The following is a 15788-nucleotide window of genomic DNA, read 5'->3' on the forward strand; positions in this document are numbered from 1 at the left end:
GGTCCCCGTTCAACCCCCCTGAAGATACGAGCTCGGTCTCCGCCGCAGCTGGTCAGGCCGGGCACTACCGAAGCAAAGTCAGGCCATAGCCTAGACATGGTTCCGACCAACGTCAACATGGCTTTGACGAACGTCCGGACCGAAGCCTGCGACCGGATTCCGAACGATGCCGGGAAAGCGAGGGCTATGCTTACCCGTCGACCTCGGCGACTCGCTTTTCGGGGGTCGTCGCCGATTGACAGACAGGTACCCAGTGAATCGAAGAACTGACCAGCTCGATACCACCGGAAAAGCAAAACGCCTGATACGCGGAACCGCTCTGAGCGTCCTGCCCATGGCGATCGCCGCCGGCCTGCTCGGCACCGCTCCGGCGTCGGCCGCCGACGCCACGGGCGGCGACGGCTCCTCGGCGAGCGGCACGTACACGGACCGCGGCCGGGTGCTGCACCTGTGGAAGACGGGCGGACCCGGCCTGCGGGCCGCGGCGGAGGTCGCCCTCACCGGTGGCGACGACGACGTACGCCACTTCCTCACCGACGTCGCGTCCGAAACGGCGTACCAGGACGAACGGGTGCAGACCGCGCAGGTCGCCAGCCTCGGCGGGCGCGGTCTTCAGGAGGCCGCCCGCAAGGCGCTGGCCGGGACGCCGGAGGACCTGAACATCTTCCTGAAGGACGGCTGGAAAGCACCGCTCGAGCAGGACCAGCGCGTGCGCATCACCCAGATCGTCGACGCGGGCGGCCCCGGCGTGCAGAAGGCCGGCCGCGCCGCGCTGGCCGGTACGGCCGCCGACATGACCGCCTTCCTCAACGACGGCCAGTACACCCAGCGCGAGGAGGACGAACGCGTCCAGCTCGTGCAGATCATGAGCACGGGCGGGCCCAACGTCCGTGCCGCCGGCCGGGTCGCCCTGGAGGGCACGGCCGCCGACATCCGCGAGTTCTTGCAGGTGGGCCAATACGTGGCCCGATCACGCGACCAGGAACGCGCCACGATCGCCCAGCTCGCAGCACAGGCGAAGGAGGCCGGCCGGCAGGCGAAGGCGGAGACCGAAGCGGCCAAGGACGCCTCGGCTCGGGCCATCGCGGCCTCGGCCCTGGCGAAGGAGGCCGCGCAGAAGGCCGCGAACGAGACGGAGGCGGCCCGCAAGGACTCGGTGCGCGCCGCGTCCGCCGCGTCCCGGGCGGCCACCGCCGCCAACCAGGCCGCGGCGGCGGCCCAGCAGGCCATCGACGCGGCCCGCGCCGCCAACAACTCGGCCCGCACCGCCGCGTCGGCGGCCACCCAGGCGGCTGCCGCGGCCACCGGGGCCGCCCAGGCCGCCAGCCGGGCCCGCGGGGCGGCCGCGGACGCGGCGGCCGACCACTCCAAGGCGGCCGCGGCCCGCAAGGCCGCCGACGACGCCAACGCCGCGGCCAAGGGTGCCCGGCTCGCGGCGGACGCGGCCAACCAGGCCGGTGTCGCCGCGACCGCGGCCGGAGACGCTGCGAGGGCCGCGGCGAGCGCGGGCGGCAACGCCAACGCCGCCGCGAGTGCCGCGTCCGACGCCAGCCGCTACGCCGACCAGGCCGGCGTCCACTCCGACGAGGCCAGTGCCGCCGCCTCGGCGGCGCGGGCCCAGGCCGCGGAGGCCACCCGCGCCGCGAACGCCGCGGAGAGCCTCGCCCGCAAGGCGGCCACCGCCGCCAGCGAGGCACGTGACGCGGCCAACGCGGCCGCCACGCACGCGGAGAACGCGGCCAAGGCGGCCAACGAGGCTGCCGACCACGCCGAGGACGCCGCGAAGGCGGCGGCCCAGGCGACCGCGCACGCCAAGGCGGCCAAGGACGCGGCCGACACCGCGAGCGGTGCCGTCGCCAAGGCCAAGTCGGTGTTCACGCTCGCCCGTCAGATCGAGGCGGAGGAACTGACCGCCCGCACGAACGAAGCTGTCGAGCGCGCCCGGCAGCTCAAGGCGGAGGCCGAGCGGCAGCGAGCGGCACAGGATCGCGTGGCGCAGGCCTCGGCTGGCCTCGAGGCGGATGCCCGGCGACTGGGCACGGCCGCCTCCGCGCAGGACGCCGATCTGGAGAAGGTGGCCGACGAAGGCCGTGACCTGGCGCTGCGCACGCTGAAGAGCCGTGGACCCTGGAGCCGCACGGCGGCCGGGGAGGCGCTTTCCGGCGGCACCGCCGCCGTGGTGTCGTACGTCCGCTCCGGCCGCGTCGAGGCCGCCCGGCAGGACGAGCGGTCCCGGGTGGAGACGCTGGCCCTGGAGTCTCCGTCGGACGGCATCCGCAGCGGGGCCGAGCAGGCACTGGCCGGTGACACGGCCACGATCAGCTCGTTCCTGAAGGACGGCCAGTACGCGGCGGTGGCGGACGACCTGCGCGTCTACATCTCCAAGGTGGTCTCCGGCGGGGGCCCCAGCGTGCAGTCGGCCGGACGCGCCGCGCTGAGCTCCGGTTCCGTGGAGCGGTACCGCGACTTCGTCACCGACGGCCAGTACGCGGCCCGCACCGAGGACGAGCGGGTACGCGCCGCGCAGCTCATCGACAGCGGTGGACCCGAGGTCAAGGCCGCGGCGCGGATCGCGCTGGAGGGCCCGGACCCGCAACTGCACGCCTTCATCCAGCACGGCCATTACCAGGCGCAGCGCAAGGACCAGCTCGCCGCCGGCCATGTCGCCCTGCTGCAGCAGATGATCTCCGAGGCCGCGTCCGTGGCCGCCACCGCGCAGAAGAACGCGGCGGAGGCCGGCAAGGTGGCCGCCACGGCCCGTAAGGCCGCCGCCGAGGCCGCCGAGTACGCCAAGCAGGCGGACGCGTCGGCGAAGGCCGCCCGGGGGTACGCGAACGACGCCGACAAGGCCGCCAAGGAGGCGGAGACGTCCGCGGCGAAGGCCGCCGCCTCGGCCCGCACCGCCCGTGCCGCGGAGGCCGACGCCCACGCGGCCGCGGCCCGGGCCGTGGAGTCGGCCACCCATGCGCAGCGGGCGGCGAACTGGGCCCAGGGCTCCGCCGACGAGGCATGGAGCGCGGCCCGGGAGGCACGGGCGTCGGCGACGGCGGCGGGCAAGGAGTCCGCGGCGGCCGACAAGGCGTCGCTGGAGGCCCTCAACACCGTGATCACCAAGCAGCGCGAGGAGGAGGCCGAGTACCGCAGGACGGAGGAGGCCTGGCGCAAGGCGCAGAGTGAGGAGGCACCGGACGACTCCGGTGACGACGACGACTGGATCCCGGACTGGCTGGAGGACACGGCGGACACCGTCGCCACCTACGGTGAGGCGATACTCACCAACAAGGACGTCTGGGTGGGGCTCGCCGAGACCGGCACCGGCATCCTGATGATGGGCGTGGGAGGCGGCGGCGACCTCGCGGGCGGTGTCCTGTGCATCACCGGCGTCGGCTGTTTCGCGGGCGCCCCGGCCATCGCCGCCAGTACGACCCTGATCGTCTCCGGCGGCTTCACCACGGCCGACGGTGTGGGTCGCTTCAACGACGGCCTGGGCCAGGCGCTGCGCGAGGCGCAGAGCAAGAACAACGCCGTCCAGAAGGCGCAGACCGGGCCGAAGCCCGCGCCGAGCAAGCTGCCGGCCTTCCCCAACGCCGCGCGGGCGAAGCCGAAGACGCCGGTGCAGGGCGGCGGCGGTCTGCGCAAGCGCTGGAAGGACCCCAAGACCGGGGAGATCTACGAGTGGGACTCCCAGCACGGCACGGTCGAGAAGTACAACAAGAACGGCAAGCACATTGGGGAGTTCGACCCGGACACCGGGGTCCAGACCAAGCCCCGTGACAAGACCAGAGAGGTGGAGAAGTGAGATTCCTGCTGACCCGCTACGGGAAGGACGAGGACTTCCCCGACCTGTCCACCGACGTTACCGCGGTCGGTGCGGAAGCCTTCGGTGCACTCCTGGGGATGCCGGCGGAGCAGCTGGCCGACGTGTATCCGCTGAAGCAGGAGCACGCCGAGCGGTTCCGGCTGCTGACCGGTGTCGCGCTCGACCTGGAGAAGTACGACTACTTCCTGGAACCGGAGGCGGACTGACACATGAGCCACCCCTTCGAGTGCGGTGACGAGACGGTCTGGGACGCGGGCTACCACAGCGGCCGGCTGTACGAGGCTCTGGCCGGGGGAGCGACCGGGTTCCTCGGGGTGCCGTCCGGTCTGACACCCACCCCGGAGGGCGGCTGCGAGGTGGACCCGGCCGCGCTGCTCACCTTCACCGAGCGGCTGTACGACCACTACGCCGCCACCCGCAATGAGGTGATCCACGGTCTCGTGCACGGCCTGTTGGTCACCTCGCTCGTGCTGGTGGAGCGGACGGGCGGCACCCTCGTCCTGAGGCCCGAGCACGAGGCGTCCCTGGGACGGGAGAAGACCGCTCTCGCCCGCTCCATGGGGTGAACGCAGGGCCGCCCCGCCGGAGTCGTCCGGACGGGGCGGCCTTTCCCGTGACCGCGCCCCGCCGGTGTGGTGCCCGCCCGGCCGACTCCTGGCGCTGCGGGACCACCACCGGCAGCTCACCGGTACCGAGCCCGACCCGACCCAGGTCAGCCCGGCTCAGGTCAGCCGGCCCGGCTCAGCCCGGCGGAATATGCCCGTCTCAGTCGAACCAGCGGTCGCGGGCCAGTTCGCCCGTGCGGGACGGGTCCTCCAGCAGTGCCGCCACCTCGAACCGCCGGGGCCACTGACGCGCCGCCCAGGCGAGGCCCGCCGCGACGCCCTCCAGGGTCGCGGCGTGCAGGACGCCGTCGTGGGTCAGGCGCCAGTCGATCTCGACGCCGTCGACGACGAGTTCGTCGTGCTCGACGTAGGTGTCCGGAGTGCGCGGGCCCAGCAGGACCCGCACCGGGTCGGGGACCTCGTGCTCGGTGCCCTCGGAGTCGACCTCGCCCGTCACCGACTCGCTCAGCCGCCGCACCTGGAACAGTTCGGCCAGCTCCGCGGCCCGGGACGGCCGTACGGGAAGCAGCGGGACGCCCTCCGTGAAGGGGAGCAGGTCGGGTGAGTCGACGACCACCGCGTCGGCCGCGTCCACGACCTCCACGCGCCCGTCGACCACGGCCCGCAGCTCGTCCGGCAGGGTCACCTGCTCCGGGTCCAGCTCGGCCAGCGCGCTGTAGAGCCCATGCAGTTGGGCGGCGCCGACGGGCCGGTCGGGGTCCGCGAGGCGGTCTAGGAGTTCGGCCGCGCCACCCGGCTCGTCCAGCAGTGCCGCCACCGACGTCCGCACGCCCAGCGCCCGCAGGACCTGCTCGTCGTCGAAGCCGGTGGCGTCGGCCTCGTCGTACAGGCCGTGCAGGAGCGGGTCGCCGCCGGCGGCCAGCAGGCCGGCGGGGCGGCGGCCGTCGAGGACCGGGTGACCGCGCAGCCACCAGGCCGTGTAGGGGCGGACGACCTCGTGGGTGCCGTCGGGCAGCAGGATCCGCACCGGCTGGGTGAGGGCGTCGCGCAGGGGCGGCTGGGCGAGCATGGCGAGGGCCTGCGGCCAGCGGTCGTCGTCGACGAGGTCGAGGTCGCGGACGGCGACGAGTTCGGTGGCTACCGGCGGGACCGGCGAGTCGGGGAACCGGTCGAGGATGTCCTCGCACCACACGTCCACCGCGTCCAGCAGGCCCGCGTCGTCCGGCTCGGCGAAGTCGCCCTCGCGCGGCTCCAGTTCGTCGGGGTCGAGGACCACGTCCGTGGCCCGGACGAGCGCGAAGCCGGCCAGCACGCCGACCGCGGCGAGCGGTCCCTCGCCCCACTTCTCCGCCAGTTCGCCGTCCACCGCGGCCAGTTCGTCCTCGCGGATCACCGACGCGAACGGGCTGCCGGGCAGGACGAGTTCGCCCGCCGGGACCAGTTCTCCGTCCTCGTCGGGCAGGGCGAGGGCGCCCAGCCAGGGCTCGTCGCCGGGTTCGAGGCCCGCGTCACGGACGAGGGCGAGGACGGTGTCGGCGAGCTCCTCGGCGTCCGGGGTGTCCCGGTCGTCCCAGGCGCCGCCGTCGTCGTCCAGGGACGCGGCCACCGCGGCCCGCACCTGCGGGGTGGTGAGCACGGCCCGGGGCGTGGCCGGCAGGGCGCCGAGCTTCTCCAGGAGGGGGTGCGCGGCGTCCGGGTGGGCGACCTTGAGGCCGAGCCGGGCGAGGACGTCGGGGTCGGCGCTCGCCGCGTCCGGGGTGGGCAGCAGGACCTGGCGGGGGCCGATGGTCGTACGGCCGTCGGCCAGGGGCACGGGCAGGCCGGAGAGGCGGTCCGGGTCGACGCCGGCGAGGCTGTCGTAGAGCCGGTGCCACCACTCCGGGTCCTTCTCCAGGCCGGCGAGGCGGTCGATCGCGTCGGCGAGCGGGATGCGGGCGACCCCCAGGGTGCGCAGCTCGACGCGGCGCTCCAGACCGGCGGGCAGCAGGGTCGGCAGCACCTCGGCGAGGACCCGTACGGTGTCGGCGCCCGCGCCCTCGACGACCTCGGCGTCCCGGGGGCGCAGGGCCTCGGGGAGGTCGTCCTCGTCCTTGACGGGCTCGACGGCGGGCGGCAGGAAGGCGGTCCTCGGCAGACGGTCGAGGACGGCCCGGCGCAGGGCCCCGTCCAGCTCGCCCTTGCCGAGCGGTCCGGGCACGAGGTCGATGACGCCGGGGGACACGGGCCGCCAGTCGGCGAGGAGTCCGGTGTAGGCGTCCGCGGCGCGCTGCACGAGGTGGTCGGTCAGCGGGCCGGGCGCGGCGTGCCGGCGGGTGGTGTCGAGCGGGAAGGAGGCGATGAGCAGGGCGGGGACGCCGAGGGGCTCGTCGCTGGGGGTGGGGGCGTGCACGACGGGGCTGGTGCGGGGCCGCGCGGGAGCGCCGTGCTCGTCCACGGGGACGGCCCAGGTGACCGACCAGTGCGGCCGCAGCCGCTCCTCGACCGGGCGGTCGGCGAGGAGGTCGGGGGTGAGGGGGCCGTGCGCGGCGGTGGTACGCCAGCGGGTGGTGCCGGCGAGGGAGTCCTCCACGACGGTGAAGGCGCCCTCGGCGGAGCGGCGCAGGGTGCGCGGGGTGCCGTCGCCGATCTCGGTCACGACCTCGTCCAGGCCCGGCAGGGCGAGCAGGAGGGCGTCGTCGACGGCGGTGAGGAGACGCTCGGCCAGGTCGGCGGCGGCGGTGTCGCGCAGGGGGAGGATGACGGCGGTGTCGTACGGGTCCGGTGCGGTGCCCTGGGCGGCGAACGGCAGGCGCAGCAGCGGTACGTGCCCGTCGCGGCGCCGGATCTCGTCGCCGAGGCCGGGGCTGTGGCGGGCGGTCTCGGAGGCCAGCTCGCGGGCCTCCGGCAGGGACCAGCGGACGCCGCCGTGCCGGCCGACGACGGCGGGCTCGTCGGTGACGGCGAGGACGGCGGCGAAGCCGACGCCGAAGCGGCCCACGGCGGCCTGCGGGGCGTCGCGCTTGGCGGAGGCGCGCAGGGTGGCGAGGGACTCGACACCGGCGGCGTCCAGCGGGGCGCCGGTGTTGGCGGCGACGAGGACGCCGTCCCGGAGGGTGAGACGCAGCCGTCCGGGGACGCCCGCCCTCGCCGCGGCGTCGGCCGCGTTCTGGGCGAGCTCCACGACGAGGCGGTCACGGTAGCCGCCGAGGACGAGATCCTCCTCGGCGTTGGCGTCCTCGCGGAAACGGGCCGGACTGGTGGCCCAGGCGTCGAGCACGCCTCGCCTGAGGCGGGCGGTCCCGAAGGGGTCCGCGCCTTCGGCCGCCGGCCGCACGAACTTGCTCACGTTGGCTCTCCTCATCGACGTGACCAAGAAGGTACCGCGACGCAGCCGGCCGGCCCGCCCGGCGTCCGCGCTCCCGCCGCACCGCCCGCAGCCCGGCACGACCTGCCGGGCGGCCCCCCGAGGCACGCTCCCCCGCCACGCCGCGCGACCGCCCCCGCACGACGACACCACCCCGGACCGAACCGCAGCCCACCGCCCGACTTCCGGACGCCCGCCCCCAGAGCACGCGCCCCACACTCGGCTCGGCGTCACTCACGCGGAAGCGGCCCCACGACGCCGTGCGGCCGCCTCGCGGGCGACCGCGCCACCGTCACCACAGGCCCTACCGAGTGCCCCAGCTCCGCCACGCCCTCACCGAAGACAACCCGGACCGAACCGCAGCCCACCGCCCGACCTGCGGGCGCCCGCCTCCGAAGCACGCGCCCCACGCTCGACTCGGCGGCACTCACGCGCGAGGACCCCACGACGACAAGCAGCCGCCGCCGGGCGACGACAGCACCGCCGGCACCAGCCCTACGAGTGCCCCAGCTCCCCGCGCCCCCTCACCGAAGACAACCCGGACCGAACCGCAGCCCACCGCCCGACCTGCGGGCACCCGCCTCCGAAGCACGCGCCCCACACTCGGCTCGGCACCACGCACGCGAGAGGACCCCACGACGACAAACAGCCGCCGCCGGGCGACGACAGCACCGCCGCCACCAGCCCTACGAGTGCCCCAGCTCCGCCGCGTCCTCGTCGGAGACGACCGGGACCGAGCCGGAGTCCGCCGCCGGGCGCAGGGGGAACGGGTCCACCCTCGTCTCGTCGATCACCGGCGGGGCCGGCTGCGGGGGCTTCGGCATGACCGCGGCCTCCGAGTGGCCGCCGCAGCCGTACGCCAGTGACACCACCCGGCCGTCCGCCGGGGAGAACTCGTTGGCGCAGACGCCGAAGGCCTGGCCGAGGGAGCCGCCGATGGGCTGGAGGAAGCCACAGCTGACGCAGGTCGCGGGAGCCGCCTGGGCCATGGGGGTCTTGGCCCCGAAGGCCTCCTCCCAGCGGTCGGCGGCGGTGTGCAGGCCGTAGCGGGAGAGGACCCGGGCGCGGCGCAGTCCCAGTTCCTCCGCCACCGCCGCGATCGAGCCCCGTGTCGGGATCGTGGGCAGGGCGGCCGGCGGGGCCGCCGTCACCTCCGCGTCCTCCGCCTCCACCAGCTCCGCCATCTCGTGCGAGACGGGCGCGTTCGGCGGCGGTTCCTCCTCGCCGGAGTAGCCGGGCTCCAGGCGCAGGTCCTCGGCGTCGGTGGGCAGCAGATCGCCCGGGCCCATGTCGCCGGGGCGCAGGCGCTCGCTCCACGGGACCCACTCGGGGGCCAGGACCGCGTCCGGGCCGGGCAGGAGCACCACCTCGTCCAGGGTGACGATCTTCGCGCGGGAGGCCCGGGCCACCGTCACCGCCCAGCGCCAGCCGCGGTAGCCCAGCTCCTTGCACTCGAAGTAGTGCGTGACGACCCGGTCACCCTCGGCGAGCACCCCGGCGTGTTCGCCGACCACGCCGGGCGCGGCGGCCTCCTCGGCTGCGGCGCGGGCGAGGTCGACGGCCTCGGCGCACAGGCGGTCGGGGGTGCGGCTTCGCGTGGTCGCTGCGCTCACAGGTATCGCTTCTCTCCTACGCCGTCTCTCGGGTGCGCCGGCCTGAAGGCGGCGGGTGCGGACGGAGCGGACCGCAGGACCGCGTCGACGTCCGCGCCCGATCGCGCTCGGGCGCACCTGCTGTCATCCATTCTGCGGGATGGCCGGGAGGCGCGCGGCCGAGAACGATCGCCACGGCGCGCTACGCACGCTACCTGTTCCCGGACGCTCGGCCTACACCGACGGGAGGTTTCCCCGCGCCGGACCCCCTCCATCCGATCACCGGATCCCCTCCATCCGCGCGGTGACCGCACTACGCACGCCTTTCTCGGGGCACTATGACGGAGTGGCAGCCGCGAAAGCACCCCAAGGTGCCACCGGGACCGGTGGGACGAGGGGGTTCAAGGGGAGGAGCCGGATCGGCGGTTCGGGCCGGGTAGGCGGGTCCGTCCGCGCGATCGGGCGTGCCCTGCACCTGCCCTTCACCGGCACCGCCCGCGGCATCAGGAAGGCCACGCACGCGCACGGCGCCGGCGAGTCCGGCCTCGGCAAGCTGATCGAGCTGCACGCCGTGAACGGCGCCGGGGACGTGATGATCACCGTCGCGCTCGCGTCGACCGTCTTCTTCTCGGTGCCCACCGACGAGGCCCGCGGCCGCGTCGCGCTCTACCTCGCCATCACCATGGCGCCCTTCACGGTCCTCGCCCCGGTGATCGGCCCCCTCCTCGACAAGCTCCCGCACGGCCGCCGGGCCGCCATGGCCGGGTCGATGCTCGCCCGCGCCCTGCTCGCGCTGATCATCGCCGGGGCGGTCGCCACCGGCAGTCTCCAGCTCTACCCGGCCGCCCTGGGCGTGCTGGTCGCGTCGAAGGCGTACGGCGTCGTACGGAGCGCCGTGGTCCCGCGTCTCCTGCCGCCCCGCTTCTCCCTCGTGAAGGCCAACTCGCGCGTCACCCTCGGCGGGCTCCTCGCCACCGGGGTGGCGGCGCCCGTGGGGGCCGGGCTGCACGCGCTCGGGGAGCGATGGCCGCTCTACGGCGCCTTCGTGATCTTCATCGCGGGCATGTTCCTGTCCTTCTCCCTCCCCCCGAAGGTCGACTCGGCCAAGGGCGAGGACGTGGCGCTGCTGGCGGCGGACGAGCAGCATCTGCACGGGCCGCACCGGCAGCCGGTCAAACGCCCCGGCCTGAGGACCGTCGGCATCGCCGTCACGCACGCCCTCGGCGCCAACGCCGCGCTGCGCTGGCTGTCCGGCTTCCTGACCTTCTTCCTCGCCTTCCTGCTGCGCGAGCACCCGCTGACGGGGTCCAGCGCCGCCGTGTCGCTGGGCATGGTGGCCGTCGCGGCCGGCGCGGGCAACGCGCTCGGTACGGCGGTGGGGGCGTGGCTGCGGTCACGGGCGCCGGAGATCATCATCGTGACGGTGCTCGCGTTCGTGCTGGGCGTGGCGATCACGGCGGCGGTCTTCTTCGGCGCGGTCCTGGTGGCGTGCCTGGCCGCGTGCGCCGGGTTCTCCCAGGCGCTGGCCAAGCTGTCACTGGACGCGCTGATCCAGCGGGACGTGCCCGAGCTGGTGCGCACCTCGGCGTTCGCGCGCTCGGAGACCATGCTGCAGATGTCCTGGGTGCTGGGCGGCGCCATCGGCATCGTGATGCCGCTGAACGGCACGGCGGGCCTGTGCCTGGCCGCCGGGGTCATCGCGCTCGGCTGGCTGACCACCGTCCGCGGACTGCTCAGCTCGGCCCGTCACGGAGGACCCGCGAAGCCTCGCGTGGCGTAACGCCGTGGCGTAACACACAGCCACGCCGCCCCCCACGTAGAGAGAGCGCCGACCGTGCCCGATAGCCTTCGCCCCATGACCTCGATGCCCCGCGGCGCAGCCGCTTCTGTGCACCGCGTTGTGCGACGCCGCCGAGCCGTCGCCGCCGCCGGCGCCGTTTCCGCCGGACTGCTCGTCCTGTCGGCCTGCGACCAGCCGACGCCGCTGTCCACGCTCACCGTCGGCCGCAGCTCGGTCAGCTCCGAGGCCACCTGCGGCGGCGAGGGCAAGACCCTCACCGCCGCCGCGCTCACGAAGTGCCTGGCCGACAAGGACATCAAGTCCATCGACGTGGACCCGGACGAGACCGTCCGCTTCGGTGTCGACCCCGAGATCGCGGACAAGCGCTGGACGATCCTGATGAACGGTCAGCCGCTCACCGAGGACAGCGACAAGACGTACCGCACCATCCCGGGCAGCGTGTTCTTCAACGCCCAGTACGGCGCCCAGGGCGACTCGACGCTGGTCACCATCAAGGCCGGCGACGGCAAGAAGGACAGCCAGGCCGCGACCGGTCTGTGGTCGTTCAAGCTGAAGAAGGACGACTAGTCACGTTCGCCGCCCGCATCCTCGTGGCCACCGCGGTCCCCGCAGAACGGGACGCGGTGGCACGGGCGTTCCCGGAGCCCGGCCGGGAGGTGCACGGGCCCGGTGTGGCCCTGTACCGCACCGGCGAGACCTTCGACCTGCTCGCCGCCGGGGTCGGCCCGGCCCTGGCCGCCGCGTCCGTGGCGGCCGCGCTGACCGCCGCCAGGCTCCGCGACACGCCCTACGGCCTGGTCGTGTCGGCCGGGATCGGGGGCGGGTTCCTTCCCGCGGCCCCCGTCGGCTCCCTGGTCGTCGCCGACCGGATCACCGTCGCCGACCTGGGCGCGGAGAGCCCGGACAGCCCCGGCGGGTTCCTGCCGGTCACCGAGCTGGGCTTCGGCAGGGTCACCCACATCCCGCCCAGGTCCCTGGTGCGGCAGGCCGCGGACGCCACCGGTGCCCGTACCGGCACGGTCCTGACCGTCTCCACGGTCACCGGCACCGCCGCCCGGGCCGCGGTCCTGCGCGAGCGCCACCCCAGGGCGCTGGCCGAGGCCATGGAGGGCTTCGGGGTCGCCGAGGCGGCCGACGCGCATGGCGCGGCCTGTCTGGAGATCCGCGCGGTCTCCAACCCGGTGGGCCCCCGTGACCGTGCCGCCTGGCGCATCGGCGACGCGCTGGCCGCGCTGACGACGGCGTTCGGGAAGCTCGCACCCGTCCTGGAGAGTTGGAACCGACATGACCACCAGTGAGCAGCCGCTGCGGATCGCGTACTCCCCGTGCCCGAACGACACCTTCGTCTTCGACGCCCTCGCCCACGGCCGGGTGCCGGGCGCGCCCGCGCTCGACGTGACGTTCGCGGACATCGACCTCACCAACGGCATGGCCGAGCGCGGCGAGTTCGACGTACTGAAGGTGTCGTACGCCGTGCTGCCGTACGTCCTCGGCGAGTACGCGCTGCTGCCGTGCGGGGGCGCGCTGGGCCGGGGCTGCGGCCCGCTGGTGCTGACCAGGGAGGAGGGGCTCGAACTCACCGGGCGCACGGTCGCCGTACCGAGCGAGCGGTCGACGGCGTACCTGCTGTTCCGGCTCTGGGCGGCGGACACGGTCCCCGGCGGGGTCGGCGAGATCGTCGTCATGCCGTTCCACGAGATCATGCCGGCCGTGCGGGACGGCAAGGTCGACGCGGGGCTCGTCATCCACGAGGCCCGCTTCACGTACCAGAACTACGGGCTGCACCGGCTCGCGGACATGGGCGAGCACTGGGAGTCCACGACGGGCCTGCCCATCCCGTTGGGCGCGATCATCGCCAAGCGCTCACTGGGCGCGGAGACCCTGACCGGGCTGGCCGGCGCGATCCGCACCTCCGTGCGCGCCGCCTGGGACGCCCCCGAGGTCTCCCGCCCCTACGTCATGGCACACGCCCAGGAGATGGACCCGTCCGTCGCCGACCAGCACATCGGCCTGTACGTCAACGAGTTCACGGCGGACCTGGGCGAGGCCGGGTACGCGGCGGTCAGGGGACTCCTCACGCGCGCGGCGGCCGAGGGGCTGGTGCCGCCCCTCGGACCGGAAGCGCTCCGCTTCCCCTGAGCGTCAGACGTCGAGCTGGTCGGCGACCGCCCGCAGCAGCCCGGCGATCTTCTTGCCGGAGGTCTTCTCGGGGTAGCGGCCCTTCTCGAGCATCGGCGTGATGTTCTCGAGGAGGGTCGTCAGGTCCTGCACGATGGAGGCCAGTTCGTCCGGCTTCTTGCGCTGGGCCGCCGCGACCGAGGGCGTCGGGTCGAGGAGGACGACGGAGAGTGCCTGGTCGCCGCGCTGTCCGGCGACGACGCCGAACTCCACTCGCTGGCCCGGCTTCAGTGTCTCGACTCCGGCGGGGAGGACCGAGGAATGGACGAAGACGTCACCGCCGTCGTCGCGGGAGAGAAAGCCGAAGCCCTTCTCGCTGTTGAACCACTTGACCTTGCCGGTAGGCACGTCTGTCCTCGTCCTCGTACTCGTCGGAAACTTGCTTCTGAAAAAAACAGCTGTGGAACGGCTCTTGATAGCACTGGGGCGGGTCGACCATGACCCGCCGGTACCAAGGCTAATGGTCTTCGTGCGGGTGACAAGACGTCGCCCGGTTGTTCCTTCGCGCTGGGAACTACCCTGGTCGGGTGCGTGACAAAACCCAAACGAATTCCGCCGCTCCCGGTGACCGACTGATCCGTGCCGGCGCCCTCGTGTTCTTCGTCGGCGCCGTGGCCACCCTCGTCACGGTCGCCCCGCTGTTTCTCGGTACGACGCCTTTTCCGACGTACATGTTCGGACTGAGCATGCTCATGGGCGTCGGGTTCCTGATCGCGGGCGCGGGTGTGCTGCGGTCGGTCGCGGCGGGCCGGCGTCAGGCGCGGGCCGGGGCCCGGCCCTCGTAGTCCGCGAACCACTCCCCGAACTGCGTCAGATCGTCCAGGACGACGTCCGCGCCGGCCTCGGTCAGCTCCGCCGTGCTGCACGGCCCCGTGGCCACGGCGACCGAGAGCGCCTCGGCGAGCCGGGCGCCGCGCACGTCCCCCACATGGTCGCCGACGTACACGGACGCGCCGTGCTCGCGCAGGGCGTCCGCCTTCTGTTCCGCCCACAGGTCGCCGATCACGGCGTCGGGCGCCATGCCCAGGTGCCGCATGTGCAGCTCGGCGTTGGGCTCCCACTTGGCGGTGACGACGACGGCCCGCCCGCCCGCCGCCTGCACGGCGGCGATCGCCTCCCGCGCGCCGGGCATCGCGAGGGTCCCGGTGATGGCGTACTCGGGATAGAGCCGGCGGTAGAGGTCCGACATCGCCGGTATCTCGTCCGCCGCGAACCAGTTCGCCATCTCCACCTGCAGCGGCGGCCCCAGCCGCGTGACCACCAGGTCGGCGTCGACGTACGTCCCGGTCCGCTCGGACAGTTCGACCCAGCAGGCGCGGATGCCGGGCCGGGAGTCGATGAGGGTCATGTCGAGGTCGAAGCCGACGGTGAGGGCGGCGGAGGTGGCGGTCATGGGGACATTCTGCCGGTTCAGCACCCCCTCCCCGCCGCGGCCGCCGCCCCCTACCGCTGCCGCTGCGACCGCCAGACCAGGAACAGCGCCGAGGCCACCGCCGCCCCCCGGACCACCCACGGCCAGGTGTCGGCGAGCGCGTCGCTCATGTGCCCCTCGGCGATGGGCGCGCCCCAGCGGCCCTCGCCGCGCCCCCACAGCCACACCAGCCCGGCCGCGACGGACAGCCCCGGCAGCCACACGACGGCCAGCTTGGTCTCCCGGTCGGTCAGCCGGCGCGAGGCGTAGGCCACGGCCCACCCGACGATCAGCAGGAACAGGTTCCCGAGCACCGCGCCGGCGACGAGGGCACCGGCGGCGAGCAGGAGAAGGGGGTTGCTCCAGCCGCCGGCGCGCGGGGAGGGCAGGAAGCGGCGGCGACCGGCGGGGGCCTCCGCCTCGGCGCCCGGGGGTTCCTGCGCCCTGGCCGGCGTCTCCTCCTCGGGCTCCGGCTCCTTCTCCCGCGGCGGCGGCTTCAGCATGTCCGGGATCTCGACCCCGCCGACGAACCCGGGCACCTCCTCGCCCGCCCCGAACGCATCCGGCTCGCGCCGCCACCAGTCGGGCGCCCCCACCTCGTCGGCGAGTCCGCGCGCCCCGGTCCGCTGCGCCGGGAACGGCACGCCGGAGGACGGGGGCGAGGACGGGGACGAGGACGGGGGTGACGAGGCGGCGGGCGTGCCCGGGCGGGGCCGGGGCACCCGCCGCCGCAGGCCCTTCGGCCGCGGCGGTTCGTCGTCGGCCCGCTGCACGGGCACGGAGGGCGTAGGCGTCTGTGGCGCACCGCCCCCGTCGTCGGCCGCGGCGGCGACGACGTCGTCCGGGCTGCCGAGGCGGTCGATGATGCGCCGGACGGCGGCGGGCGAGTCGATGGGAGCCCTGGCCCGGCGCCGGTCGATCTCGTTGCGCAGCTCGGACACCAGCCGCATGCGCGTGGCCGACGACAACTGCCGTTGCTGGGCGATGTCCCCGACGCGGCTCAGATACTCGTAGACGACCTGGTCGCTCTCGATCCCCACGGAGGAGACGCTACCGCGCACACGTGACCTTCCAGCC

Annotated in this window: 13 protein-coding genes; 8 read left to right on the plus strand and 5 right to left on the minus strand. The window is 74.3% G+C overall.

Features of this window, described 5'->3' with window-relative positions; translation table 11 throughout:
• Positions 1-334: 334 nt before the first annotated feature.
• The 3 genes from ACFY2L_RS29100 to ACFY2L_RS29110 are packed head-to-tail and all read left to right on the plus strand — an operon-like array spanning position 335 to position 4386.
• Complete coding sequence (locus ACFY2L_RS29100; protein ID WP_390823879.1) at positions 335-3799, plus strand: colicin E3/pyocin S6 family cytotoxin; 3465 nt, start codon at positions 335-337, stop codon at positions 3797-3799.
• Entirely contained in the window at positions 3796-4026 is a 231-nt protein-coding gene (locus ACFY2L_RS29105; RefSeq protein ID WP_390660443.1) for a hypothetical protein, read from the plus strand. The genes ACFY2L_RS29100 and ACFY2L_RS29105 overlap by 4 nt, the downstream gene beginning before the upstream one ends.
• A 3-nt stretch (positions 4027-4029) precedes the next feature.
• The gene (locus ACFY2L_RS29110; protein ID WP_390660444.1) at positions 4030-4386 is read left to right on the plus strand and encodes a DUF6086 family protein; all 357 of its coding nucleotides are present in this window, start codon (positions 4030-4032) and stop codon (positions 4384-4386) included.
• A 199-nt stretch (positions 4387-4585) separates the two neighbouring features.
• Here the strand turns inward: ACFY2L_RS29110 and ACFY2L_RS29115 are convergent, their stop codons facing one another.
• The gene (locus tag ACFY2L_RS29115) at positions 4586-7711 is read right to left on the minus strand and encodes a sacsin N-terminal ATP-binding-like domain-containing protein (protein WP_390823880.1); all 3126 of its coding nucleotides are present in this window, start codon (positions 7709-7711) and stop codon (positions 4586-4588) included.
• Between the two features lie 704 nt (positions 7712-8415).
• Positions 8416-9342 carry a DUF3027 domain-containing protein gene (locus ACFY2L_RS29120; protein ID WP_390660446.1) on the minus strand — a complete coding sequence of 309 codons (927 nt, stop codon included), beginning with the start codon at positions 9340-9342 and terminating at the stop codon, positions 8416-8418.
• A gap of 325 nt (positions 9343-9667) precedes the next feature.
• Between ACFY2L_RS29120 and ACFY2L_RS29125 the strand changes: the two genes are divergently transcribed.
• The 4 genes from ACFY2L_RS29125 to ACFY2L_RS29140 all read left to right on the plus strand — a co-directional run bounded on the left by ACFY2L_RS29125 (position 9668) and on the right by ACFY2L_RS29140 (position 13261).
• A complete protein-coding gene (locus ACFY2L_RS29125) occupies positions 9668-11101 on the plus strand; it encodes an MFS transporter (RefSeq protein WP_390660447.1) in 1434 nt (477 codons plus the stop codon).
• Positions 11102-11176: 75 nt separating this feature from the next.
• Complete coding sequence (locus ACFY2L_RS29130; RefSeq protein ID WP_390660448.1) at positions 11177-11689, plus strand: DUF2771 domain-containing protein; 513 nt, start codon at positions 11177-11179, stop codon at positions 11687-11689.
• A gap of 23 nt (positions 11690-11712) precedes the next feature.
• Complete coding sequence (locus tag ACFY2L_RS29135; RefSeq protein ID WP_390660449.1) at positions 11713-12420, plus strand: futalosine hydrolase; 708 nt, start codon at positions 11713-11715, stop codon at positions 12418-12420.
• The gene (locus tag ACFY2L_RS29140; RefSeq protein ID WP_390660450.1) at positions 12407-13261 is read left to right on the plus strand and encodes a 1,4-dihydroxy-6-naphthoate synthase; all 855 of its coding nucleotides are present in this window, start codon (positions 12407-12409) and stop codon (positions 13259-13261) included. Before ACFY2L_RS29135 ends, ACFY2L_RS29140 begins: the two co-directional genes overlap by 14 nt.
• Before the next feature lie 3 nt (positions 13262-13264).
• On the opposite strand, the gene ACFY2L_RS29145 is transcribed toward ACFY2L_RS29140, so the two are convergent.
• Complete coding sequence (locus ACFY2L_RS29145; protein WP_390660451.1) at positions 13265-13648, minus strand: cold-shock protein; 384 nt, start codon at positions 13646-13648, stop codon at positions 13265-13267.
• A 179-nt stretch (positions 13649-13827) separates the two neighbouring features.
• Between ACFY2L_RS29145 and ACFY2L_RS29150 the strand changes: the two genes are divergently transcribed.
• The gene (locus ACFY2L_RS29150) at positions 13828-14085 is read left to right on the plus strand and encodes a hypothetical protein (RefSeq protein WP_390823881.1); all 258 of its coding nucleotides are present in this window, start codon (positions 13828-13830) and stop codon (positions 14083-14085) included.
• Here ACFY2L_RS29150 and ACFY2L_RS29155 read toward each other — a convergent pair.
• Both ACFY2L_RS29155 and ACFY2L_RS29160 read right to left on the minus strand, forming a co-directional pair.
• Positions 14055-14693: an HAD family hydrolase gene (locus ACFY2L_RS29155; protein WP_390660453.1), complete on the minus strand. Its 639-nt coding sequence runs from the start codon at positions 14691-14693 to the stop codon at positions 14055-14057. The two genes, ACFY2L_RS29150 and ACFY2L_RS29155, sit on opposite strands and share 31 nt — an antisense overlap.
• A 50-nt stretch (positions 14694-14743) precedes the next feature.
• A complete protein-coding gene (locus ACFY2L_RS29160; RefSeq protein ID WP_390823882.1) occupies positions 14744-15751 on the minus strand; it encodes a hypothetical protein in 1008 nt (335 codons plus the stop codon).
• Between the last annotated feature and the right edge of the window lie 37 nt (positions 15752-15788).

Source organism: Streptomyces sp. NPDC001381 (assembly GCF_042895685.1).
Lineage (GTDB): Bacteria > Actinomycetota > Actinomycetes > Streptomycetales > Streptomycetaceae > Streptomyces.